General features: G+C 71.4%; 15 protein-coding genes. 11 read left to right on the top strand and 4 right to left on the bottom strand.

Annotation, left to right across the window (positions count from 1 at the left end; genetic code table 11):
• Positions 1-4 precede the first annotated feature (4 nt).
• Complete coding sequence (locus WMF11_RS00320; RefSeq protein ID WP_437976033.1) at positions 5-3,337, bottom strand: lamin tail domain-containing protein; 3,333 nt, start codon at positions 3,335-3,337, stop codon at positions 5-7.
• Between the two features lie 37 nt (positions 3,338-3,374).
• Positions 3,375-4,700 carry a hypothetical protein gene (locus WMF11_RS00315; protein ID WP_437976032.1) on the bottom strand — a complete coding sequence of 442 codons (1,326 nt, stop codon included), beginning with the start codon at positions 4,698-4,700 and terminating at the stop codon, positions 3,375-3,377.
• An 80-nt stretch (positions 4,701-4,780) separates the two neighbouring features.
• Between WMF11_RS00315 and WMF11_RS00310 the strand changes: the two genes are divergently transcribed.
• The 4 genes from WMF11_RS00310 (at position 4,781) to WMF11_RS00295 (ending at position 10,458) form a co-directional block, all read left to right on the top strand.
• A complete protein-coding gene (locus WMF11_RS00310) occupies positions 4,781-6,475 on the top strand; it encodes a hypothetical protein (protein ID WP_437976031.1) in 1,695 nt (564 codons plus the stop codon).
• 141 nt (positions 6,476-6,616) lie between these two features.
• Complete coding sequence (locus WMF11_RS00305; protein WP_437976030.1) at positions 6,617-7,426, top strand: hypothetical protein; 810 nt, start codon at positions 6,617-6,619, stop codon at positions 7,424-7,426.
• 200 nt (positions 7,427-7,626) lie between these two features.
• Positions 7,627-8,364, top strand: a complete 738-nt coding sequence (locus WMF11_RS00300; RefSeq protein WP_437906407.1) for a hypothetical protein — start codon at positions 7,627-7,629, stop codon at positions 8,362-8,364.
• Positions 8,365-8,511: 147 nt separating this feature from the next.
• On the top strand, positions 8,512-10,458 hold the full coding sequence (locus WMF11_RS00295) for a CBS domain-containing protein (RefSeq protein ID WP_437976029.1): 1,947 nt from the start codon (positions 8,512-8,514) through the stop codon (positions 10,456-10,458).
• Positions 10,459-10,640: 182 nt separating this feature from the next.
• Here the strand turns inward: WMF11_RS00295 and WMF11_RS00290 are convergent, their stop codons facing one another.
• On the bottom strand, positions 10,641-10,847 hold the full coding sequence (locus WMF11_RS00290) for a hypothetical protein (RefSeq protein ID WP_012232684.1): 207 nt from the start codon (positions 10,845-10,847) through the stop codon (positions 10,641-10,643).
• Positions 10,844-11,056 (bottom strand): hypothetical protein, encoded by a 213-nt coding sequence (locus tag WMF11_RS00285; protein WP_157906336.1) that lies wholly within the window; start codon positions 11,054-11,056, stop codon positions 10,844-10,846. Before WMF11_RS00285 ends, WMF11_RS00290 begins: the two co-directional genes overlap by 4 nt.
• Positions 11,057-11,315: 259 nt before the next feature.
• Here WMF11_RS00285 and fadI point away from each other — a divergent pair, with 259 nt between their 5' ends.
• The 7 genes from fadI to WMF11_RS00250 all read left to right on the top strand — a co-directional run bounded on the left by fadI (position 11,316) and on the right by WMF11_RS00250 (position 19,691).
• Complete coding sequence (gene fadI, locus WMF11_RS00280; protein WP_437548475.1) at positions 11,316-12,626, top strand: acetyl-CoA C-acyltransferase FadI; 1,311 nt, start codon at positions 11,316-11,318, stop codon at positions 12,624-12,626.
• Complete coding sequence (gene fadJ, locus WMF11_RS00275; RefSeq protein ID WP_437976028.1) at positions 12,623-14,845, top strand: fatty acid oxidation complex subunit alpha FadJ; 2,223 nt, start codon at positions 12,623-12,625, stop codon at positions 14,843-14,845. Before fadI ends, fadJ begins: the two co-directional genes overlap by 4 nt.
• Before the next feature lie 241 nt (positions 14,846-15,086).
• Positions 15,087-16,067: an SDR family oxidoreductase gene (locus WMF11_RS00270; protein WP_437976027.1), complete on the top strand. Its 981-nt coding sequence runs from the start codon at positions 15,087-15,089 to the stop codon at positions 16,065-16,067.
• 163 nt (positions 16,068-16,230) lie between these two features.
• Positions 16,231-16,791 carry a GNAT family N-acetyltransferase gene (locus tag WMF11_RS00265; RefSeq protein WP_437548470.1) on the top strand — a complete coding sequence of 187 codons (561 nt, stop codon included), beginning with the start codon at positions 16,231-16,233 and terminating at the stop codon, positions 16,789-16,791.
• Positions 16,792-16,803: 12 nt separating this feature from the next.
• On the top strand, positions 16,804-17,583 hold the full coding sequence (locus tag WMF11_RS00260; RefSeq protein WP_437976026.1) for a lysophospholipid acyltransferase family protein: 780 nt from the start codon (positions 16,804-16,806) through the stop codon (positions 17,581-17,583).
• Between the two features lie 8 nt (positions 17,584-17,591).
• On the top strand, positions 17,592-18,578 hold the full coding sequence (gene speB, locus WMF11_RS00255) for an agmatinase (RefSeq protein WP_437976025.1): 987 nt from the start codon (positions 17,592-17,594) through the stop codon (positions 18,576-18,578).
• 120 nt (positions 18,579-18,698) lie between these two features.
• Positions 18,699-19,691, top strand: coding sequence for a M14 family metallopeptidase (locus WMF11_RS00250; protein WP_437976024.1), 993 nt, complete (start codon positions 18,699-18,701; stop codon positions 19,689-19,691).
• The last annotated feature ends 31 nt before the right edge of the window (positions 19,692-19,722 follow it).

Genomic DNA, 19,722 nt, shown 5'->3' with positions numbered 1-19,722 from the left:
GGGCTCACGGCACGTTCGCCGCACCAGGGGTGATCGTCGCGGAGAGCGCCCAGTCGGCGGCGGCCTGGTTCGTGTCCGTCCCGTCGGGCAGGCGGCAGAGCGAGCCAGCCGCCATGCCGCCGTCCGCCACCGTGGCCGGCAACGCGTCGCCTTCGACGAGGCTCACGCTGGCGCCCCCGATCGTGACGAAGGGGATGCTCCCCTCGTAAGAGAGCGCGTCGATCACGGCCCCTGTTATCGTGTTTATCAGCGCGATCCCGTCGGAAGCCCCGTTCTGCATCCGGTCGGTCTGCGCGCCCGAGAAGGCGATCGTCACCGCACCTTCCGCCACGACGCCTGGCATGGTGTCGGTGCCGACCACCGCCGTGCTGCCGACGACGAGGTACTGGCCAGCCGCGAGCGTACCCGCGGAGCTCAGATCGAGCGTTCTGTAGGCGGAGGGCGCGCTGCTGGATCCATCGACCAGCACGAGCGCATGGCCCGTGAGATCCACGGGCGCGCCGGCGCCATTGTAGATCTCGATGAACTCGGCCCCATCGCTGCCCGGCTGATCATAATCCACCTCGTTGATCACGAGCCCTGCCGTCGCGGCCGCCGCCCCGAGGGTCGTCACGAGGTCATCGACGCCGCGCGGCTCGATCTTCGCCTCGTCGTTCCGGTGGGTGAGGATGCCGCGGATGCTCGCGAAATGCTGGCCTTCCGCCGGGAAGGGGCTGGACCGGTACAGGAGGTCGTCCACGCGCAGATCGCCTGTGACGACGAATTCATAAAACATCGTATCGAGCCCGATCACCGTGACGTCCTCCACCTCGACGAGGACCCCCTCGAGCTCGGCGGCGCGCGCGCCGCCCGCCGCGATGTCGGCCGGCGCGACGGGCTCCGGCGGCGGCGCCGCCTCGCCGAGCGACGCGCTCACCTCGACCACGGCGGACCCGAGCTGGATCTGCCCGAAGTAATTCGCGATCACCGCGCTCGTGATCCGCACGCGATCGCCGGTCAGCACCGTGTTCTGCGGGCTGTACACGTAGACGCCGGAGCGCGCCGGCCCCGCGTACCCCGGGTCGCCCGGCTTCGCCTGGACGAAGAAGCCGCTCGCGTGCTTCCCGGTCACGAGCACGTCCTCCAGGGCCACCGTGTCGCCCTCCGCGCGCGTGCCGTCCTTGATATCGTAGATCGCCACCGTGCAGCCCAGGGCCCCTGGGTTCGCCTGGTCCGGGCACAGGTCGCACGGGTCGCCCTTGCCGTCGCCGTCCGCGTCGGCCTGGCCGGGGTTCTGGAGGTTCGGGCAGTTGTCCGCGCCGTTCGGCGTGCCGTCGTTGTCGGCGTCGTTCGGGTCCGGCGGCGAGCAGAGCGCGCTGCCCGCGTCGAGCGGGCACGCGTCGCAGGCGTCGCCGTCGCCGTCGCCGTCGAAGTCGGCCTGGACCCCGTCGTCGAGCGGCCGGATCGGGTTGAAGACGCTCGGGCAATCGTCCGCGCCGTTCTCGATGCCGTCGCCGTCGAGATCCGCGTCCGTCGGCTGCCCGGTGTAGACAGTCGAGCCGTTCACCGAGGCGTTCCGGGGCGCGCTCACCGCGCGCGACGGGGTGCAGAGCGGCTCGCCCTCGGGCTCGCCGCAGAAGAAGGCCGGGTAAATCTCGCCCGCCTGCTGCTCGAGGTCCTCCAGCGTCATCCCGATCTCGTCCTGCAGACAGACCTGCTTCGACACGCCGCACACATCGACCGTGTCGCATGCGCCCGCGCCCCGGACCGCGGACACCACGGCCGCGTCGCCATACAGGACCTTTCCTCCGCGCATCACGAGGACGACGTCCTCGGGATCGGCGGCGACGACCGCGCGGTGGCCCTCGCGCTCTCTGCCGTCGAAGATCGCGATGTCGGCGACCTTCCCCGTGGACAGCGCGCCGATCACGTCGTCCGTCGCGGTGACCGCGGCGGCGCTCCCGGTGACCATCCTCCACAGCTCCTCATCGGTGAAGAAGCCGTCGTAATACGTCTCGTTGAGCGCCGACGCGCACCGGAGCTCGCGCAGGAGGTTCATCGATCCGGTCGCGATCCAGTCGGTGCCGAGCGCGATCTGCACCCCGAGGCGGGCGGCGGCGGTGACCACGGCGGTGTCGCCGTAAAGCGTGATGTTGGAGCGGGGAGACCAGATGAGCGCCGTGCCCTCCGCCGCCATCGCCGCGTAGTCGGGCGCGGTCAGGCCGATCCCGTGGATGAACGCGCTCTGCGGCTCGAGCACGTCGTTCGGCTCCGCCTTCAGGCAGGCGAACTCGTTGCGCGCCGACGCATCGATCCCCTCGGCGACGTGCGGACAATAGGCGTCCTCTCCCTCGACGTCCTTCCCTGTCACCATGTCGGCCGAGTAGCCGCAACCGCTCACGAGCTCGCGGCCGCCCGTGTCGTCGAGCGGGAACGTGTCGAAACGGACCGCGCTCTGGCCCAGGCCCTCCTGGTCGGCCCGGTCCAGGTTCCGGAGGAGGCCTGGCGCGCTCCCCGAGCCCACGATCGAGGTCGCGCCGCCCATCAGGAAGCGGAGCTCGCCCCAGTGGATCTGCGCCGGGCTCGCCATGCCGGGCGTATCGATTCTCGTGTGCTTGTTGTTGCCGATCCGCCAGTCGTGCCGGTGCTCATAGCGCTCCTCGGTCGGGCTATACGGGCTGTTCTGCGTGTACGTGATGTGATCATGCGTGTTGATCAGCGCCGGGGAGACGACGCCGGTCGGGCACAGGATCTCCGTCGCGCCCGCCGCCTCGCAATCGCAGCCGACGCACGCGATCGCGCCCCGCTCGTCCACGAGCACCCGCCCGCCCCTGTACACCCTGCCCGGGGCCAGCACGACGCCCCGGATCAGCGTCGCGCCCGTGCCGGCGACCACCTCGCACGTCCCCTGCGCGAGCGGCAAAAGCGCCTCGCAGACGGTCTCCTCGGCCGGCGTCTTCGCGCAATCGACCTCGCAGCCGTCGCCCGTCGCGACGTTCCCGTCGTCGCACTGCTCCCCCGGATCGATGGCGCCGTCGCCGCAGCGCGGGGGCACCTCGACCTCGCACGCCGGCGAGCAGCCGTCCCTGGCCGCCGTGTTGCCATCGTCGCACGCCTCGCCCGCGTCGAGCGCGCCGTCGCCGCAGCGGGGCGCCGCTGGCGCCTCGCGCTGGCACGTCGGCGAGCAGCCGTCGCCCTCCGCGGAATTGACGTCGTCGCACGCCTCACCCTCGTCGACCACGCCGTCGCCGCAGACGCCGAAGCGATCACCCGCGCCGTCGCGCCCGCAACCATTGAAGAGCAAAAGTCCGACGTGCACGGCAATCCGCCGCGCGACGCGCGCCGAGCTGTGAGGCATGCCTCCCCTGTCGGCGACGAGAGCGATCGAGTTGCCTTCAAATGACGCGGCGGCAGCGCACCATCGCGATCGCGCCGATCGCGAACAATGCGAGCCAACCCACGCCTGACCGCGTTCCGCCTCCGCTGGTTGCGCCCGCGGCATAACTGCAGGAGCTCGCGCGCCGCTTGCCGTCGATCGGCCGCCCCATCTGTCCGCTGGTGCCGGGCGGCGAGCCGGCGACGACGCCGCCGCCGCTCGATCCGCTCCCCCCGCCGCCGCTCCCCGACCCCCCGCCTTGCACCGCCGGCTCGCAGTTGTCGGCCGACCCGCTGAACGCGGCGAGCGCCAGCTTTTCCACGCCGGCCTCGTCGACGAGGCCGAAGGGCTGCTCGTCGAGCGGCGCGTCCTGGAAGCTGGCCCAGACCACGCCGGCGACGTCGTCGCGCTCCGAGAGGATCTCGAACGACGTTGTCAGGTTCGCCGCCTGGAGCTCCTCGCCGGCGAGCGCGCTCGACCACGCCATCCCGGTCACGGCGAAGGGGCTCTCGTCCCCCTCCTCGTCGGCGAGGTCGCGCAGCGCGTCGAGATAATCGTTGAGCGTCACCGGATCGACCTCGGTGCCCTGATGGAAGAACAGCTGTTGACCGAGGCGAGACCACGGCGTCCGCTCGCCGAAGCGCGCCTCGAGTTCGTCCCACACCGGCTGCGCGTAGAGCTCGCGCAGGTAATCGACCCCCGAGAACGGCGCGGCCGCGTCGTCCGAGGCGAGCAGGCCGCCCGTGGTCAGCGACAGCTCGTCGACGTTGAAGAGCGCCTCGTTGCGGACGCGGATCTGGGCGAGGATCTGCGCGAGCACCCGGGGCAGGATGAAGGTGCAGCCGGCGTGCTCCGGGTCGAGCGCGGGGTCGGGGAGCTCGGCGCAGTTCGGCTGACTCCAGATCTCCCACTGGACGACGTCCCCGGCGTACCTCGTCATGAGCGCCTCTGCCGTCTCGGCGAACGCCTCCACGTACGCGTTGTCGCCGTCCCGGTCCGGATCGTCATTCCAGACGTCCTGTCCTTCTCCGATCGTGCGGTGAGAGAGGAGCCCGACCGGCTCGAGGCCCGCGGCGCGCGCCGCGTCGATGATGGCGTCGTACTGCTCGAGCTTGTCGTCGTCCCACGCCTCGGCGTCATCGAGCAGGAACTCGACGCGCACGGCGCCGGCGCCCGCGCGCGCGAGCCGCTTCGCGTGATCGTCGTCGAGGATCACCTCCCCTGCGTCGACGGGCGCCCCTGGATCGATGCCATAGAAGCCGCACGGCACGCCTCGGGCGCCGAGCGCCGGGGGCGCGACGAAAAGGGCGGAGGAGGCGGCAAGAGCGAACATGGCTGCACGCATGTCGCGAGGATAGCTGGGATGAGCGCCTCGACCAAGAAACGACCCCGACATGAACCATCCATGGTAGGGAGAGGCTTCACATGGCTTTCCTGGAACCGGAAGAAGCAGAGCACGGGCAACTCGGGGTCGCCCCTCCGAGCGGCGAGGCCGACGGCGACATGGAAGCGGCGGGCGACGGCGTCGAAGGCGCGCCCCCGGCCCGGCGCTTCCGCGACTGGCTGCGAGGCGCGCCGCTCTCCGAGCGCCTGCACCTCGCGTTCGGCCTCGTGCTGCCGGCGTTCCTGCTCGTCGTGAACATGGTGCGCGTGCGCTCGTTCACGATCGACGACGCGTACATCTCGTACCGGTACGCGCGCAACTTCGCCCGGGGCCTCGGGCTCGTCTACAACGCCGGCGAGCGCATCGAGGGGTACACGAACTTCCTCTGGACCGTGCTGCTCGCGGGCGGCATCAAGCTCGGCCTCGACCCCGACGTCGTCGCCAAGGTGCTCGGCGGGCTCGCCGCCTGCGGCTCGCTCGGCGCGCTCTACCTCCTCTCGGCCCGGCTCCGCCCGCACGGCGCGGTCCCTTGCATCGCCACGTGGCTGTTCGCGAGCTCGATCGTGCAGAGCGGATATGCCGTCTTCGGCCTGGAGACGCCGCTGTTCGTCCTGCTCGTCCTCGCGGGCACCGAGATGATGTTCCGCGAGCGCGACCGGGGGACCGGCTTCCCGTATTCGGGCCTCGTCTTCGGGCTCGCTGGCCTGACGCGCCCGGAAGCGCCGATGTTCATCGGCATACCGATGCTCTTCCTCGGCCTGCGCTTCTTCGGGCGGCAGAACCTCCTGCGCGGCGTCGTCTTCGCCGCGCCCATCGCGTGCCACATGCTCTGGCGGCACAGCTACTACGGCACGTGGCTGCCGAACACGCTGAGCGCCAAGACCGGCAGCCTCGCCGAGCAGCTGGCCGGGGGGCAGCGCTACCTCGCGGAGTACGCCGGGCACACGTGGCCGGCGCTGCTGCTCGGGCTCTTCGGCCTCTGCGTGGCGCTCGTCGCGCGCCACCGCGACGCGCTCTGCGTCGCGGCCCTCGCGCTCGCGGTGGGCGGCTACGTGCTCCTCGTGGGCGGCGACTGGATGCCGTACTACCGCTTCATGAGCCCGTTCGAGCCGTTCTGCTTCCTCCTCGCGGGCCTCGGCGCGCGCGCGCTGCTCGAGCCGCTGCTCGCCCAGCTCTCGGCCCGCGCCGCGGACGCGCCCGAGGGCGGGACGATCGCCCTCGCCGCGGGGGCCGGCGTGCTCGCGCTCGGCTGCCTCATCGCGCTGGGCGCCTTCCGGGCGCAGCGGATCGAGCGCGCCCAGCACCGGATCCTCGACGACGAGAAGCGGTTCTGGGACAGCGCCGCGGGCGGCGTGGCCAACTGGTTCAAGGAGCACGGCAAGCCCGGCGAGGTCGCCGTGGGCGACATCGGGTACATCGGGTATGTGACGGACTACCCGGTGCTCGATCTCCTCGGCCTCGTCGATCCCGTGATCTCCAAGCTCCCGGGCGGCTACACGCGCAAGACGGGCCCCGGCTACGTGCAGCACGTCTTCGACAAGATGCCGCGCTACTTCGTGTTCGTCGGCGGCGCCGACACGTGCGACAAGCTCCCGTTCCCGGCGCAGGAGAAGCTCCGCAAGGACCGGCGTTTCCGGGGCGTGTACGAGGTGGCCGGGATGGTGCGCCACAGCAAGAACGGCTACTGGTGCGTCTTCGAGCGGCCGGACGACGCCGCTCCGGCCCCCGCGCCCTGAACCTCGCCGCGAAGCGGTGAGGTTCGCCACGATAGCCGCACCTCGCCGCGAAGCGGCGAGGCTCGCCACGACAGCCTCGCCTCACCGCGGGCGCGCGCGACCCCACCGCAGCTCCGCGAGGTTTGCTAGCATCGCCGCCCCATGCCCTGGCTCTGGTACGTAGGTCCCTTTGCGTTGCTCGTCGTCTGGTTCCTGACCGGCTTGCGCGGTCGGCACGAGGCGCGGCGCGACCGCGAGCTCGCGCGCTGGCGCGCGCTGATGACCCCCGAGGCGGCCCCGGCCCGCCCCGGCGCGAAGCCCGGCGGCCAGAAGGCCGGCGCCAGCAGCGACGGTCCTCGTCCGGTGCGCTCGTTGCCGTCCAGCCTCCAGCACACGCTGCAGGAGACGGGCGGCGGCGAGGTCCTCGCCCGTTACGAGCTCGTCCCGAAGCTCGCCTACGTCGCGGTCGTGGGCCCGGACGCGAAGAACGGCAGCGAGTACCAGGTGGTCCTCACAAAGCTGGCCAAGGCCGGGCCCCGGCTCACCGTGTGCCCGCTGCCCATCGTCGATGGCAGGCGTGCCCCCAACACCGGCGTCCAGTTCAAGAAGGACCCGGAGTTCATGGAGCAGTTCCTTGTCGAGGGACCCGAAGCGAAGGCCATCGGCCGGTGGCTCTCGAAGAGCATCCGCGACGCCCTGCTCGACTTCCCCGACGCGTGGCTGTTCGTGCAGGATCGCGCCATGGCGCTCGCCGTGTACGGCCCCGTCGACGCCGACCGCATGGAGGAGCTCGTGATCGCCGCCGACGCGATCTTCGCGGAGCACGGCAACGAAGACGCTCCCTCCCTGCTGTTCGACGGCAGCGGCGACGCTGACGACGACGAGGACGACGACGACGACGACGAGGAGAACGACGACGAGGACGAGGACGAGGACGAGGAGGCCGCGGGCGCCGAGGGCGCCGTTCGATAACCACGGCCGAGCCGAGCCATGGTAGTCCTCGCAGGTGGGCCTGATTGAACGCGAGATCACTGCTCTCCTCCGCTCTCCTGCTCTCGCTCTGGCTCACGGCACCACCTGCCGCTCCGGCAGAAAAGAACAGCTGGGCTAAATCCCAGGGATCGCGTGCGGAGCTCGAGCTCGACGTCCTGAGCAAGTCGGCCTCATGGGCCATGGACGATGTCACCTCCGAGGTGAGCACGTTCGGGCTGACCTTCGATCTCCGAGGTCAGCTCGAGTGGTTTGGCCGGCTCCACCTCGACGTGGATCTCCCGCTCGCTTATGGCGACGTCTCCGCCTCGTTCCGGTCCGCCCGGCTCGGCGTCGACGAGAGCAGCAGCGCCGGCAGCCTTCTCTTCGGCAACCCCACGGTCGGCGCCCACTATGCGCGCGCCCTCTCGCGCAAGGTCACCGTCTTCGGCGGCGGCGCGCTCTCGATCCCCGTCCTCAGCGCCCCCGACGCCGACGCCCGCGCCACGCTGCAGGCGACCGCCCCCGCGCGCGCCTCCTTCGACCTGCACCGGCTCACCGTCGGGCACCTGCCCCTGAAGGTCCGCGGCGGCGTCGAGGCGGAGCTCGCCGCGCGGCTCGTCTACCGCGCGGACACGGCGGTGATGCTCGCCCTCCCGACCAGCAGGGCCGGCGTCGAGCTCGTGGTCGAGCAGGGCGACGAGCTCGAGCTGCGCGGCCGAGGCCCTTACGGCGGCGGGCTCCGCCTCCAGGCCGCGCTGACGCTCACCCGCGACGACAGGATGCAGCTCGCGATGGAGCCGTTCTTCACTTACACGCTGAAGCAGCCTGGCTACTACGCCCGGGCAGGGCTGCTCGTGGCGCTCGACCCGCCGCTCGGGTTCGGCCTTGCCGAGGACAAGGTCGCCACCCTGCGGCTCGCGGCCGGCCGCAGCTTTTGACCGGCGTCGCCCGCCTTCGCCCGCCGCCGCGCCGCCCGCGCCGAGCCAGACGCCCGCCCTCCCCGCCGGGGGATCCCCCGCGCCCCCTGCCGCTCGTCGTCGTAGGCTTCCCTGGAGCGAGAGCGAGCGAAAGGCGGGGCGATCACCATGGGCGAGCAGCACGTCTCCGAGCAGGCGAGCGAGCAGCAGCACAAGGCGTTCATGCGGGCGCTGCTCGACGACGTGGAGGCGCTCGAGCGCCTCGTCGTGGAGGATCGCATCGAGTCCGGCGTGCGCCGCATCGGCGCCGAGCAGGAGATGTTCCTCGTCGACCGCGCGCTCCGGCCCGCTCCGCTCGCGCTGGAGGTGCTCGAGCGGGCCGCCGACGATCGGCTCACGACCGAGCTCGCTCGCTTCAACCTGGAGGCGAACCTCACCCCGCTCCCGTTCGGCGGCGACTGCCTGCGGCGGCTCGAAGCCGAGCTGTCGGAGGTCATCGGGCGGGCGGCCGAGGCCGCGCGCACCGCCGGCGCCGACGTCCTCCTCACGGGCATCCTCCCCACCCTGCGCGCCGGCGACCTCCGCGTCGAGAACCTCACGCCGGCGCCTCGCTACCACGAGCTCAACCGCGCGCTCTTGCGGCTGCGCCAGGGCGACTTCCGCGTCTCGATCCACGGGCTCGACGAGCTCGAGATGACCCACGACAACATCCTGCTCGAGTCGTGCAACACGAGCTTCCAGGTCCACCTCCAGGTCGGGGCGCGGGAGTTCGCGTCGCTCTACAACCTCGCCCAGGCGGTGACCGCGCCCGTCCTCGCCGCCGCGGTCAACTCGCCGCTGCTCCTCGGGCAGAGGCTCTGGCACGAGACGCGGATCGCCCTCTTCGAGACCTCGGTCGACACCCGTCCGAGCGCGCTCGAGGGCCGGCAGCAGAGGCCCCGCGTCCACTTCGGCGACGGCTGGGTGCAGGGCGGCGTGCTCGATCTCTTCCGCGAGGACATCGCGCGGTTCCGCGTGATCATGACCGCCGATCCCGGCGAGCCCCCCGCGGCCGTGCTCGCGCGCGGGGAGGTGCCGGACCTCAAGGCCCTGCGGGTCCACAACGGCACCGTCTACCGCTGGAACCGCCCCTGTTACGGGGTCCTGGCCGGGGTCGCGCACCTGCGCATCGAGAGCCGCGCGCTGCCCTCGGGGCCCACGGTCCTCGACGAGGTCGCGAACGCCGCCTTCTTCTTCGGCCTCATGACCGGCCTCGCCGACGAGCACCCGCGCATCGACCTCGAGATGCCGTTCGAGGACGCCAAGGCGAACTTCTTCGCGGCGGCCCGCCACGGCCTCAAGGCGCAGCTCACGTGGCTCGGCGGCCGGAGCCTGCCTGCCCCGGAGCTCATCCTCTCGCACCTCCTCCCCGCCGCCCGGGCGGGCCTCTCGGCCGCGGGCATCGACGCCGCCGACGTCGACCGGTACCTCGGCGTCGTCGAGGAGCGGGTCCGCCGCGGCCAGACGGGCGCGCAGTGGGCGCTCGGCTCCCTCGCGGCCATGGCCGGGCGGGGCACCCCCGAGCTGCGAAGCCGCGCCCTCTGCGCCGCGATGCTCGCCCGCCAGCAGGAAGAGGCCCGGGGCGGCGGGGCCGGGCGCCCGGTGCACGCGTGGGAGCCCGCCGCCCTCGAGGACGACCTGGACCTCGTGCGCGACAGTTACCGGACCGTCGGCCAGTTCATGTCGACCGATCTCTTCACGGTGCGTCCCACCGACATCGTCGACTTCGCGGCGAGCGTCATGGACTGGCGGCACGTGCGCCATGTACCGGTCGAGGACGAGCAGGGCCGACTCGTCGGCGTCGTCTCCCACCGCGCGCTGCTGCGGCTCGTCGCCCGCGGCGCCGCGGCGGCGCCGAGCGGCTCCGCGCCGCCCACGGTGGCGTCGATCATGCGGCCCGACCCGGTGACCGTCGCGCCGGACACGCCGACGCTGGAGGCGATGCGGATCATGCGCGAGCACCGCGTCGGCTGCCTGCCCGTCGTCGCGGGCGAGCGGCTCGTGGGCATCGTCACCGAGCGCGATCTCCTCGACGTCTCGGCGGCGCTGCTCGAGGCCTTCCTGCGCGAGGCGTGAGAGACCGCGCGCTGCCTGCCATCGAGAGGCGCCGGAGCGAGACGATAGGTGGCCGCCAAAAGACGCCAAAAGACGCCAGAGAACGAGATTCTTCCTCTGGCGTCTTTTGGCGTCTTGGCGGTCGGCTCCTTCGAGCGGCTCAGCGCTCTACGGGCGGGGCGCCTTTCGACCCCGCGCGGAGCTCACAGATCGCTGATCTCGACGCACGTCATCGCGTCGCCCTTGGCCTGGCAGTCGAACACGGTGCCGTACGCGTTGAAAAAGCCCTGCTTCGTGCGCGTGACGTGGTACCGCGTCCCGTCGATCTGCCGGATGCTCGTGTAGCTCCCCTGACAGCCGATCGCGCCGAAGCTCGCGAGCAAGAGCCCGAAAATCAAAGAACGCTTCATTCGCCTGCCTCCGTCGTTACCTCGACCTCGGTGCACTCGGCCTTGCCCGGCGCGTCAGGGCACATCCACATCGCAGGCTGGTTGTTCTTGTGACCGGCCACATACACATAACCCGGCGCCGCCGGCGCCGAGTCGCTTGCAAACGTCGCACACCCGGCGAGCGCCGGAGCGCCGCAGAGCAACGCACTGCATAGAATGAGTTTCCGCATGGCCAACCACCCTATCGGCAAGCTCAGGCGTGGGCCAAATTAGCGCCCAGGCTGCCCCAACCGTCCTTCCGCCCACGTCGCGTTCTCGTGGAGCGCCCCGCCACCCGCGACGCCCTGGCCGCCCACGGTTGACACGCCGCGTTAGCGCACCTAAGGGAATACCTCCAACCGGTGTGCGCTGGCACGCCGGGATCCGGGGGGCTGCGCGGGGCGCGCGGGGCGGGCTCGCGATGGGCTCTCCGGCAGCAGAGGAGTCGACATGGCTTCAGGCAAGAATGGGAAGGGCGGCAAGGACCGGGTGGCGGTCGTTGCCGGGCTGCGCACGCCGTTCACCAAGGCGGGGACGGCGCTCAAGGCGCTGCGCACGGTCGATCTCGCGGCCACGGTGGTCAAGGAGCTCCTCCAGAGGAGCGAGGTGACCCCGCGCGACGTCACCCTGGTCGTCTACGGCCAGGTGGTGCCGACGCTCGACTGGCTCAACATCGCGCGCGAGGTCGTGCTGCGCACCGGCCTGCCCAAGGACACCGACGCCTACAGCGTCTCGCGCGCGTGCGCCACGTCTCTCCAGGCCATGACGAGCGCCGCCGAGGCGATGCTCGCCGGCCAGCACAACGTCGCCCTCGTCGGCGGCGCCGACAGCATGAGCGACGTGCCGCTCGGCGTCTCCCGGAAGCTCGCCTCCGCGCTGACCGACTTCCAGAAGGCCAGGACGCTCGGCGCCCGGCTGGAGATCCTCTCCCGCCTCTCGCTGAAGGACCTCGTGCCCCCGATCCCGGGCTTCTCGCGCGAGCCGACCACGGGCGAGCAGATGGGCGAGGCCGCCGAGAAGATGGCGAAGCAGAACGGCATCTCGCGCGCCGAGCAGGACGCGATCGCCCACCGCTCGCACACGAACGCCGCGCGCGCCTGGCGCGACGGCACCTACGCCGCCGAGGTCATGCACGTGATCCCCCCGCCTTACGACAAGCCGGTCGAGCGCGACAACGTGGTCCGGGACGACTCGACCCTCGACGCCTACGCGAAGCTGTCGCCGGCCTTCGATCGGCGGCACGGCACGATCACCGCGGGCAACGCGTCGCCGCTCACCGACGGGGCGAGCGCCCTGCTCCTGATGCGCGAGGGCAAGGCCAAGGCGCTCGGCTACCAGCCGCTCGGGTACGTCAAGTCGTGGTCCTACGCGGCGGTCGACCCCGGCTGGCAGCTCCTGATGGCCCCGGTGCTCGCCGTGCCGCGGGCGCTCGAGCGCGCCGGCCTCTCGCTCGCCGACATGGATCTCGTCGACATGCACGAGGCCTTCGCCGCCCAGGTCGCGTCCAACCTGAAGGCGCTCGCGTCGCCGTCGTTCGCCGCGGAGAAGCTCGGCCGGTCCGCCCCCGTCGGCGAGATCGATCCGGAGAAGCTCAACGTCAACGGCGGCTCGATCGCGCTCGGCCACCCCTTCGCGGCCACGGGAGGACGCATGGTCCTCTCCACGCTCCGAGAGCTCAAGAAGCGCGGCGGGCACCACGCGCTCCTCACCGTCTGCGCGGCGGGCGGCCTCGGCGCCGCCGTCGTCCTGGAGGCCGCATGACCACGACATCCGCCGCCGCCACGCCGGCCCCCGCGGCCGCGAGCCCGCTGTCCCTCGAGGTGCGCCCCGACGGCGTGGCCGTCGTCACCTACGATGTCCCGGGCGAGGCGGTCAACACGCTGAAGCCCACGTTCACCGGCGATCTCGAGCGGATCGCGGGCCAGATCGCGAGCAACCCGCTCATCAAGGCGGCGATCCTCGTGTCCGGCAAGGCCGACACCTGGATCGCAGGCGCCGACATCGAGATGCTGAAGGGCGTCGCCACGGCGGCCCAGGCCGAGGCGATGTGCCGCGCCGGCCACGAGGCGATCCTGCGGATCGTGCGCTCGCCGAAGCCGATCGTCGCCGCGATCCACGGCGCCGCGCTCGGCGGCGGCCTCGAGGTGGCGCTCGCCTGCCATGCCCGGGTGCTGAGCGACGACCGGAAGACGGTGCTCGGCCTGCCCGAGGTGCAGCTCGGCCTGCTCCCCGGGATCAACGGGCTCCAGCGGCTCGCGGAGCGCGCCGGCCTGAACGCGGCGCTCGACCACGGCCTCACCGGCAAGAACATGCGCCCCTCGAAGGCGCGGCAGCTCGGCGTCGCCGACGACGTCGTCCCCGCGGCCATCCTGAGGGAGACGGCCGCGGCGCTCGCGCTCAAGCTCGCGGCGGCCGGCCCGCCGTTCCGGCCCAAGCGGGCGAGCGCGCCGAAGCTCGACTCCGCCGCGCTCACCCGCGCTGCCCTCGAGCGGAACCCGATCGGCCGTGCCCTGCTCTTCCAGCAGGCAGCGCGGCAGACGCGCAAGAAGACCGGCGGGCACTACCCGGCGCCCGAGCGGATCCTCGACGTGCTGAGGACCTATGCCGAGAAGGGCTTCGAGGCGTCGAAGGAGGTCGAGGCGCGCGCGTTCGGCGAGCTCGTCGCGTCGAGCACGGCGCATCGGCTGATGGAGCTCTTCTTCGCGACGAACGCGATGAAGAAGGACACCGGCGTGGACGACCCCGCCGTGCAGCCGAGGAAGGTCGAGAAGATCGCGATGATCGGCGCCGGCCTGATGGGGGCCGGCATCGCCTATGTCAGCCTGAACGCCGGCATCTCCGTGCGGCTCCGGGACCGCGACGACGCGTCGATCGGCCGCGGGCTCAAGTACGTGGCCGACATCCTCGGCGAGCGGGTGAAGAAGAAGCAGCTCACGCCGCTCGAGCGCGACGAGAAGCTCGCGCTGCTCACCGCGACGACGGACGGCTCGGGCCTCCGGAGCGCCGATCTCGTGATCGAGGCGGTGTTCGAGGATCTCGCGGTGAAGCAAGCGGTCCTGCGGGACGTCGAGCAGCACGGCAAGGACGGGGTGATCTTCGCGTCGAACACGTCGTCGATCCCCATCTCGCGGATCGCGGCCGCGTCGAAGCGGCCGGAGAACGTGGTCGGGATGCACTACTTCAGCCCTGTGCACAAGATGCCGTTGCTCGAGGTCATCCGGACCGAGGCGACGTCCCCCGAGGTGGTCGCGACGGCGGTGGCGGTCGGCAAGCGCCAGGGCAAGACGGTCATCGTCGTGAACGATGGGGTCGGCTTCTACACGAGCCGGATCCTCGGGCCGTACATGAACGAGGCGAGCTGGCTGCTCGCCGAGGGGGTCGCGATCGAGCAGGTCGACGCGGCGCTCGTCGCGTGGGGCTGGCCGGTCGGCCCGCTTGCGCTGCTCGACGAGGTGGGCATCGACGTGGCGGCGCACGTCGGCCCGATCATGCTCGAGGCGTTCGGCGACCGCCTCGCGCCGCCTCCCACGATGGCCAGGCTGGTGTCCGACGACCGGAGGGGCCGCAAGAACGAGCGCGGGATGTACCTGTACGGCGCGGCGGCGAAGAAGAAGGGCAAGGGCAAGCACGCCGACGAGGGCGTCTATGGCGTGCTCGGGCTGCCGGTGCCGAGGGCGAAGGACAGCCCGCCGGTGCCGGTCGAGGAGATCCAGCTGCGCTGCTCGCTCCAGCTCGTGAACGAGGCGCTGCACTGCCTCGGCGAGGGGATCCTCCGGAGCCCGCGCGACGGCGACATCGGCGCGATCTTCGGCCTGGGTTTCCCGCCGTTCCGTGGCGGGCCGTTCCGCTACGTCGACGGACTCGGCGCCGCGGAGGTGCTCCGCCGCATCGAGATCTACGAGCGCCGCTTCGGCAAGCGCTGGACGCCCGCCCCGGCGCTCGTCGAGGCGGCGAGGACCGGGAAGCCCTTCTACGGCTGAAGAGAGAGAAAAAACGCAAAGGCGCAAAGACGCAAGGGAGAGAGAAAGATTTGTTTCTTCTTCTCCTTGCGTCTTTGCGTCTTTGCGCCTTTGCGTTTGAAACTCTTCATCCATCCACCACGCCCACCGTTTCAATCGAGCTCCGCGGCCACATCCGACCCGGCCCCCGGCCCCCGGCCCTGATGGCCCGCGCCTTGCTCTCCTCTCGGCGAGGGACAGACCGCGCGGGAGGGGGCCAGTCATGCGGAAGTGCATTCGTGACGCGGTGGTCGTTATCACCGGGGCATCTTCGGGCATTGGCAGGGCGGCCGCGCTAGCGTTCGCGAGGCGCGGCGCGCGGGTCGTCATCGCCGCTCGGAACGAGGCGGCCCTCGAGGAGGTCGCCGCCGAGTGCGCCAGCGTCGGCGCGCCGGCGCTCGCCGTCCCGACGGACGTGAGGGACGAGCAAGCCGTCCGAGCGCTCGCCCGCGCCGCCGTCGAGGTGTTCGGCAGGATCGACGTCTGGGTGAACAACGCCGCCGTCTTCCTCTACACGCGAGCGGACGAGGCGCCCTACGAGGCCTACCGCCAGGTCATCGAGACGAACCTGCTCGGCTATGTGCACGGGGCGCGGGCGGTGCTGCCCTGTTTCCGCGCGCAGGGCGCCGGGGTGCTCATCAACAACGTCTCCGTTCTTGGCAAGTTCGGCGCCCCGACGATGAGCGCCTACGTCATCTCCAAGTTCGGGGTCCTCGGACTCACGTCCTGCTTGAGACAGGAGCTCTCCAGCACGCCGGACATCCACGTTTGCAACCTCCTGCCCACGACGATCGACACCCCGATCTACCAGCACGCCGGCAATTTCACCGGCCGCGCCGTCCAGCCGATCCGGCCGATCGTCGCCCCCGAGCGGGTCGCGGCGGCGATGGTCTCCCTCGCCGAGCGGCCGCGGCGAGATGTCTACGTCGGCGCCGCCGGCCGCATCACCGCCGCGGCGTTCGTCGCCTTCCCGGGCCTCATGGAGCGGCTGTTCGCGGCGTACACGCTCCGCGCGACCTTCCTGGATCGCTCGGCGCCGCACACCGACGGCAACCTCTTCGTGCCCATGAAGCACTGGACCGGCGTGACCGGCGGATGGCGCGCGTCCTCGGGCCTCGCCGCGCTCCTCGACACCGCCCGGGCCTTCGCCGGCCTCGCGCTCGCACTCCCGTCCACGGCGGCAGAGCGCCTCAGGCCACGATGACATTGCCGTCCTGGCACCTTCCGTACGCGATTCTCCAGCCATCTTGACGCGCCATCGCCCCCGACGTGTCTCTCAACCTCGGGGGTCCTGTGACCTGTTCTCCACCGAGTCCCGGCATGCTGCGCCCACAGCAACGATTCAATTGAAGTAAGGAGGCGCAACAATGAGCCGTTATGTGGCGCGCACGCTCCGGAGCGATGACTTTTCGACTCTGATGGAACTGGAGACGACCCTCTTCGGCGGCGCGGGCGAAGGGGAGCTCGGGCGGTATTACATCCGTCTTTGCTGCGACTTCTTCAAGGACTCTTGTTTCATGGTCGAGGCCGCTGGGAGGCCCGCGGGCTACCTGCTCTCCTTCGCGCGCGGCAAGGAGGTCTACTGCACGACCCTCGCCGTCCTGCCCGAGTATCAGGGCTCCCGCGCGACGCACACGCTGCTCCGCGCGTTCGTCGGGTCGATCCTTGGATGGGCGGAGTCGTGCTGGTTCACCGTCGAGGAGGACAACCACGCCGCGCGGGCGCTCCACGCCATGCTCGGCGCCAGGGAGATCGAGGTCCGCCCCGATTTCTATGGCACCGGACACCCGCGCATCATCTCGCGCATCGATCGCGACGCGTTCATGGCGCTCCGGGCCCGCTTCGAGAAGGTGGGGCTCGTCGATCGCCAGGCCGACGTGAAGGAGCCGCGCGCGGCGGAGAGCGGCGGCATCGCCGCGGTGGCCTGAGGCCGACGGACCATGACGACCACCGCTCCGCTCGACCACGGCCGCCGCGCGCCGACGGCGGGCGACCGGCCCTGGACCGAGGCGCTCTCCATCGCCAGCCGGGTCTCCGGCGTGATGGGGCTCGCGCTCGACACCGTGTTCCGGACCAGCCTGCTGCCCACGCTGCCCGCCTCGCGCCGCCGCGAGAGGGCGCGCCTCCTTCACGGGATCGCGCGGGACCTGTGCGCGCTGCACTGCCTGCGTGTCCGCGTGACCGGCGCGCTCCCCGCGTCGCCGTTCGTTGTCGTGGCCAACCACGTCAGCTACCTCGATCCGATCCTCCTCGCGTCGCTCACCCCCTGCACCGCCATCGCGAAGAAGGAGATCGGCAGCTGGCCGATCATCGGCGATCGCGCGCGCGATCTCGGCGTGCTGCTCGTCGATCGGCAGCGCCCGGCGAGCGGCGCGCGCGTGCTCCGGAGCGCGCTCCGGGCCCTGCGCCATGGCGTCCCGGTGCTGAATTTCCCGGAGGGCTCGACCACCCGCGGCGAGAAGGTCCTCCCGTTCCGGAAAGGCATCTTCGGCGTCGCCCGGCTCGCGGGCGTCCCCATCGTGCCCGCGGCCATCACCTACGATGATCCGGAGCTCTGCTGGGCGGGCGACGACACCTTCCTCCCCCATTTCCTCCGCTTCTCCAGCCGCCGAGAGGCGAGCGCCCGCATCGCCTTTGGCCCGCCGCTCGGCGATCACGGCGGCGCGGCGGATCTCGCGGACCGCGCCCGCGCCGTGATCCTGGACCTCTTGAGCCTGTAGGAGATCTCATGTCCCAACAACGAGCAGCCGCGTACCTGCGGCACGGGCAGACGCCGTTCTTTCGCCTCTCCACGGCGGGATTCCACGAGGCCGGCGCGTCCGCCTATTCCGGCGCCGACGCCGTGCTCCTCGGCGTCCCGTGGGACGGGAGCGTCACGTACCGCCCCGGCACACGCTTCGCCCCCTACGAGCTGCGCCGCGTGAGCGCGCTCGTGCAGTCGTATCACCCCGGCCACGGCATCGACGTGTTCCGCGCGATCCACGTGCTCGACGGGGGCAATGTGCCCTTTCCCCCGTTTCATGCAGACTCCGTTCGCGAGCTGATCCAGGCCTCGGTCGACGAGGTGCTCGCGGCCGGCGCGGTCCCGTTCGTCGTCGGCGGCGACCACTCCATCGCGCTCCCGGTGCTCCGCGCGCTGTCGCGGCGCCACGGCCCCGTCACGGTCGTTCACGTCGACGCGCACCTCGACACGAGCACCTCGGAGGTGTGGGGCGAGCCGTTCCACCACGGCACGCCGTTCCGCAACGCGATCGAAGAGGGGCTGATCGGGCGGAGCGCGCTCCACCAGATCGGCATCCGCGCCACGTGGGGCCACCCGGAGGAAGGCGCCTTCGCGGCGCACGCAGGGGCGACCCTGTACGGCATGGATCGGATCGACCGCGACGGCGCTCCTGCGATCGCCGCCGCCATCAGGGCAGCCGCGGGCGAGTCGCCCGTCTACATCTCCTTCGATATCGACGGCATCGACCCGGCCTATGCCCCGGGCACCGGCACGCCCGTGCCCGGCGGGCTCACCTCACGCGAGGCGATCCAGCTGCTCCGCGGCCTCGCAGGGATCAACCTGGTGGGCATGGATCTCGTCGAGGTATGCCCCGCGCTGGATCACGCCGACGTCACCCTCCACCTCGGCGCGCACCTCCTGTTCGAGGGCCTGGCTCTCCTCGCGACGCGCAAGGGCCGCCAGCGCGACCAGCGCGACCAGCCGCGCGGATGACGCGAATAGACGAATCGACGCGAATCGACGCGAATCACGGAACCGTGGAATCGCGCCCCATGAATCCACGCAATCCGCTGGCGCCCGCCGCCATTCCGGTGTCACATCAGAGACACTGGGATGACACACTCGCCCGATCTATGCGGCCGCTACGCCGAGCTCCCGCAGCTCGATGATGCCTGGGCGCGCCTCGCGCGCACCCACGGCGGACGGGAAATAGCGATCGGGACGTCCGCGAACGGACGACCCTTGCGACGCTACGACTTCGGCAATCCGCTGGGTCCGACGTTCCTGCTGACGTCGCTCATGCACGGGGTCGAGGTGATCGGCGGGCTCGCGCTGCTCGACGCGGTCCGGTCGATCCTGGCGAGCGGACGCGCGGGCGCGGCGGCGCGGGCGCGGCTCGTCGTGGTGCCGGTCGTCAACCCCGACGCGTTCGCCGACAACCTGGAGCGCCTCCGCGGCGAGCGGCGGGCGTCGCAGCGCTGCAACGCCCGCGGCGTGGATCTGAACCGGAATTTCGCGCCGCTGTCCTCGTCGCGGCCGCTGCACCCGTTCGCGGGCTCGCGGCTCCGGTGGTCGCCGCACTACACGGGGCCTCACGCGTTCTCGGAGCCCGAGTCGCGCGCCCTGCGCGACGTCGCGCTGGAGACGCGGCCTTCGCTCGCGATCGGCTTTCACAGCTGCGGCAACCTCCTGCTCTACCCGTGGGCGCACACCGACGTGCCCAACCCGCGCGAGCCGCTGTACCGGGCGCTCGGCGACGCCTTCTGCCGGGCTCTGCCGCGCGAGCGGTACGAGATCCGCCAGGCGGCGCACTGGTACCCCACGGTCGGCGACATGGACGACTGGCTCGACGCCAACCTCGGAACACTCGCCTTCACGGTGGAGGTCAGCCGTCCTGCACGCTCCTTCCGCGACCTCCGCCGGCTGCTGAACCCGTTCTGGTGGTTGAACCCGCGCGAGGCCGACGAGTCGATCGCCAACGTCGTCCCCGGCGTCGGCGCGCTCCTCTGCGACGCCCTCGACCGCGGCGTGGGCGGCGCGGCCTCGCGGGAGGCCCCGCCGATCGACGCGCCGCCTGCGGAGCTCTTCGCCGACGCCGCCGAGTGAAACGGCCGCGCTCCTCGTGCGCTCGCCGGGC

Origin of the sequence: Sorangium sp. So ce295 (assembly GCF_051527405.1) — a bacterium.
GTDB classification, from domain to species: domain Bacteria; phylum Myxococcota_A; class Polyangia; order Polyangiales; family Polyangiaceae; genus Sorangium; species Sorangium cellulosum_B.
The sequence above is the reverse complement of the archived record's forward strand: the minus strand, read 5'-3'. Positions and strand labels throughout refer to the sequence as shown.

Bases quoted from the DNA above. Each gene is read 5' to 3' on its own strand.
- WMF11_RS00320 (WP_437976033.1), bottom strand. From the start codon at position 3,337: ATGCCTCACAGCTCGGCGCGCGTCGCGCGGCGGATTGCCGTGCACGTC.
- WMF11_RS00265 (WP_437548470.1), top strand. From the start codon at position 16,231: ATGAGCCGTTATGTGGCGCGCACGCTCCGGAGCGATGACTTTTCGACT.
- WMF11_RS00250 (WP_437976024.1), top strand. From the start codon at position 18,699: ATGACACACTCGCCCGATCTATGCGGCCGCTACGCCGAGCTCCCGCAG.
- WMF11_RS00300 (WP_437906407.1), top strand. From the start codon at position 7,627: ATGGACGATGTCACCTCCGAGGTGAGCACGTTCGGGCTGACCTTCGAT.
- WMF11_RS00270 (WP_437976027.1), top strand. From the start codon at position 15,087: ATGCGGAAGTGCATTCGTGACGCGGTGGTCGTTATCACCGGGGCATCT.
- WMF11_RS00295 (WP_437976029.1), top strand. From the start codon at position 8,512: ATGGGCGAGCAGCACGTCTCCGAGCAGGCGAGCGAGCAGCAGCACAAG.
- WMF11_RS00310 (WP_437976031.1), top strand. From the start codon at position 4,781: ATGGCTTTCCTGGAACCGGAAGAAGCAGAGCACGGGCAACTCGGGGTC.
- WMF11_RS00290 (WP_012232684.1), bottom strand. From the start codon at position 10,847: ATGAAGCGTTCTTTGATTTTCGGGCTCTTGCTCGCGAGCTTCGGCGCG.
- WMF11_RS00285 (WP_157906336.1), bottom strand. From the start codon at position 11,056: ATGCGGAAACTCATTCTATGCAGTGCGTTGCTCTGCGGCGCTCCGGCG.
- WMF11_RS00305 (WP_437976030.1), top strand. From the start codon at position 6,617: ATGCCCTGGCTCTGGTACGTAGGTCCCTTTGCGTTGCTCGTCGTCTGG.
- speB (WP_437976025.1), top strand. From the start codon at position 17,592: ATGTCCCAACAACGAGCAGCCGCGTACCTGCGGCACGGGCAGACGCCG.
- fadI (WP_437548475.1), top strand. From the start codon at position 11,316: ATGGCTTCAGGCAAGAATGGGAAGGGCGGCAAGGACCGGGTGGCGGTC.
- WMF11_RS00260 (WP_437976026.1), top strand. From the start codon at position 16,804: ATGACGACCACCGCTCCGCTCGACCACGGCCGCCGCGCGCCGACGGCG.
- fadJ (WP_437976028.1), top strand. From the start codon at position 12,623: ATGACCACGACATCCGCCGCCGCCACGCCGGCCCCCGCGGCCGCGAGC.
- WMF11_RS00315 (WP_437976032.1), bottom strand. From the start codon at position 4,700: ATGCGTGCAGCCATGTTCGCTCTTGCCGCCTCCTCCGCCCTTTTCGTC.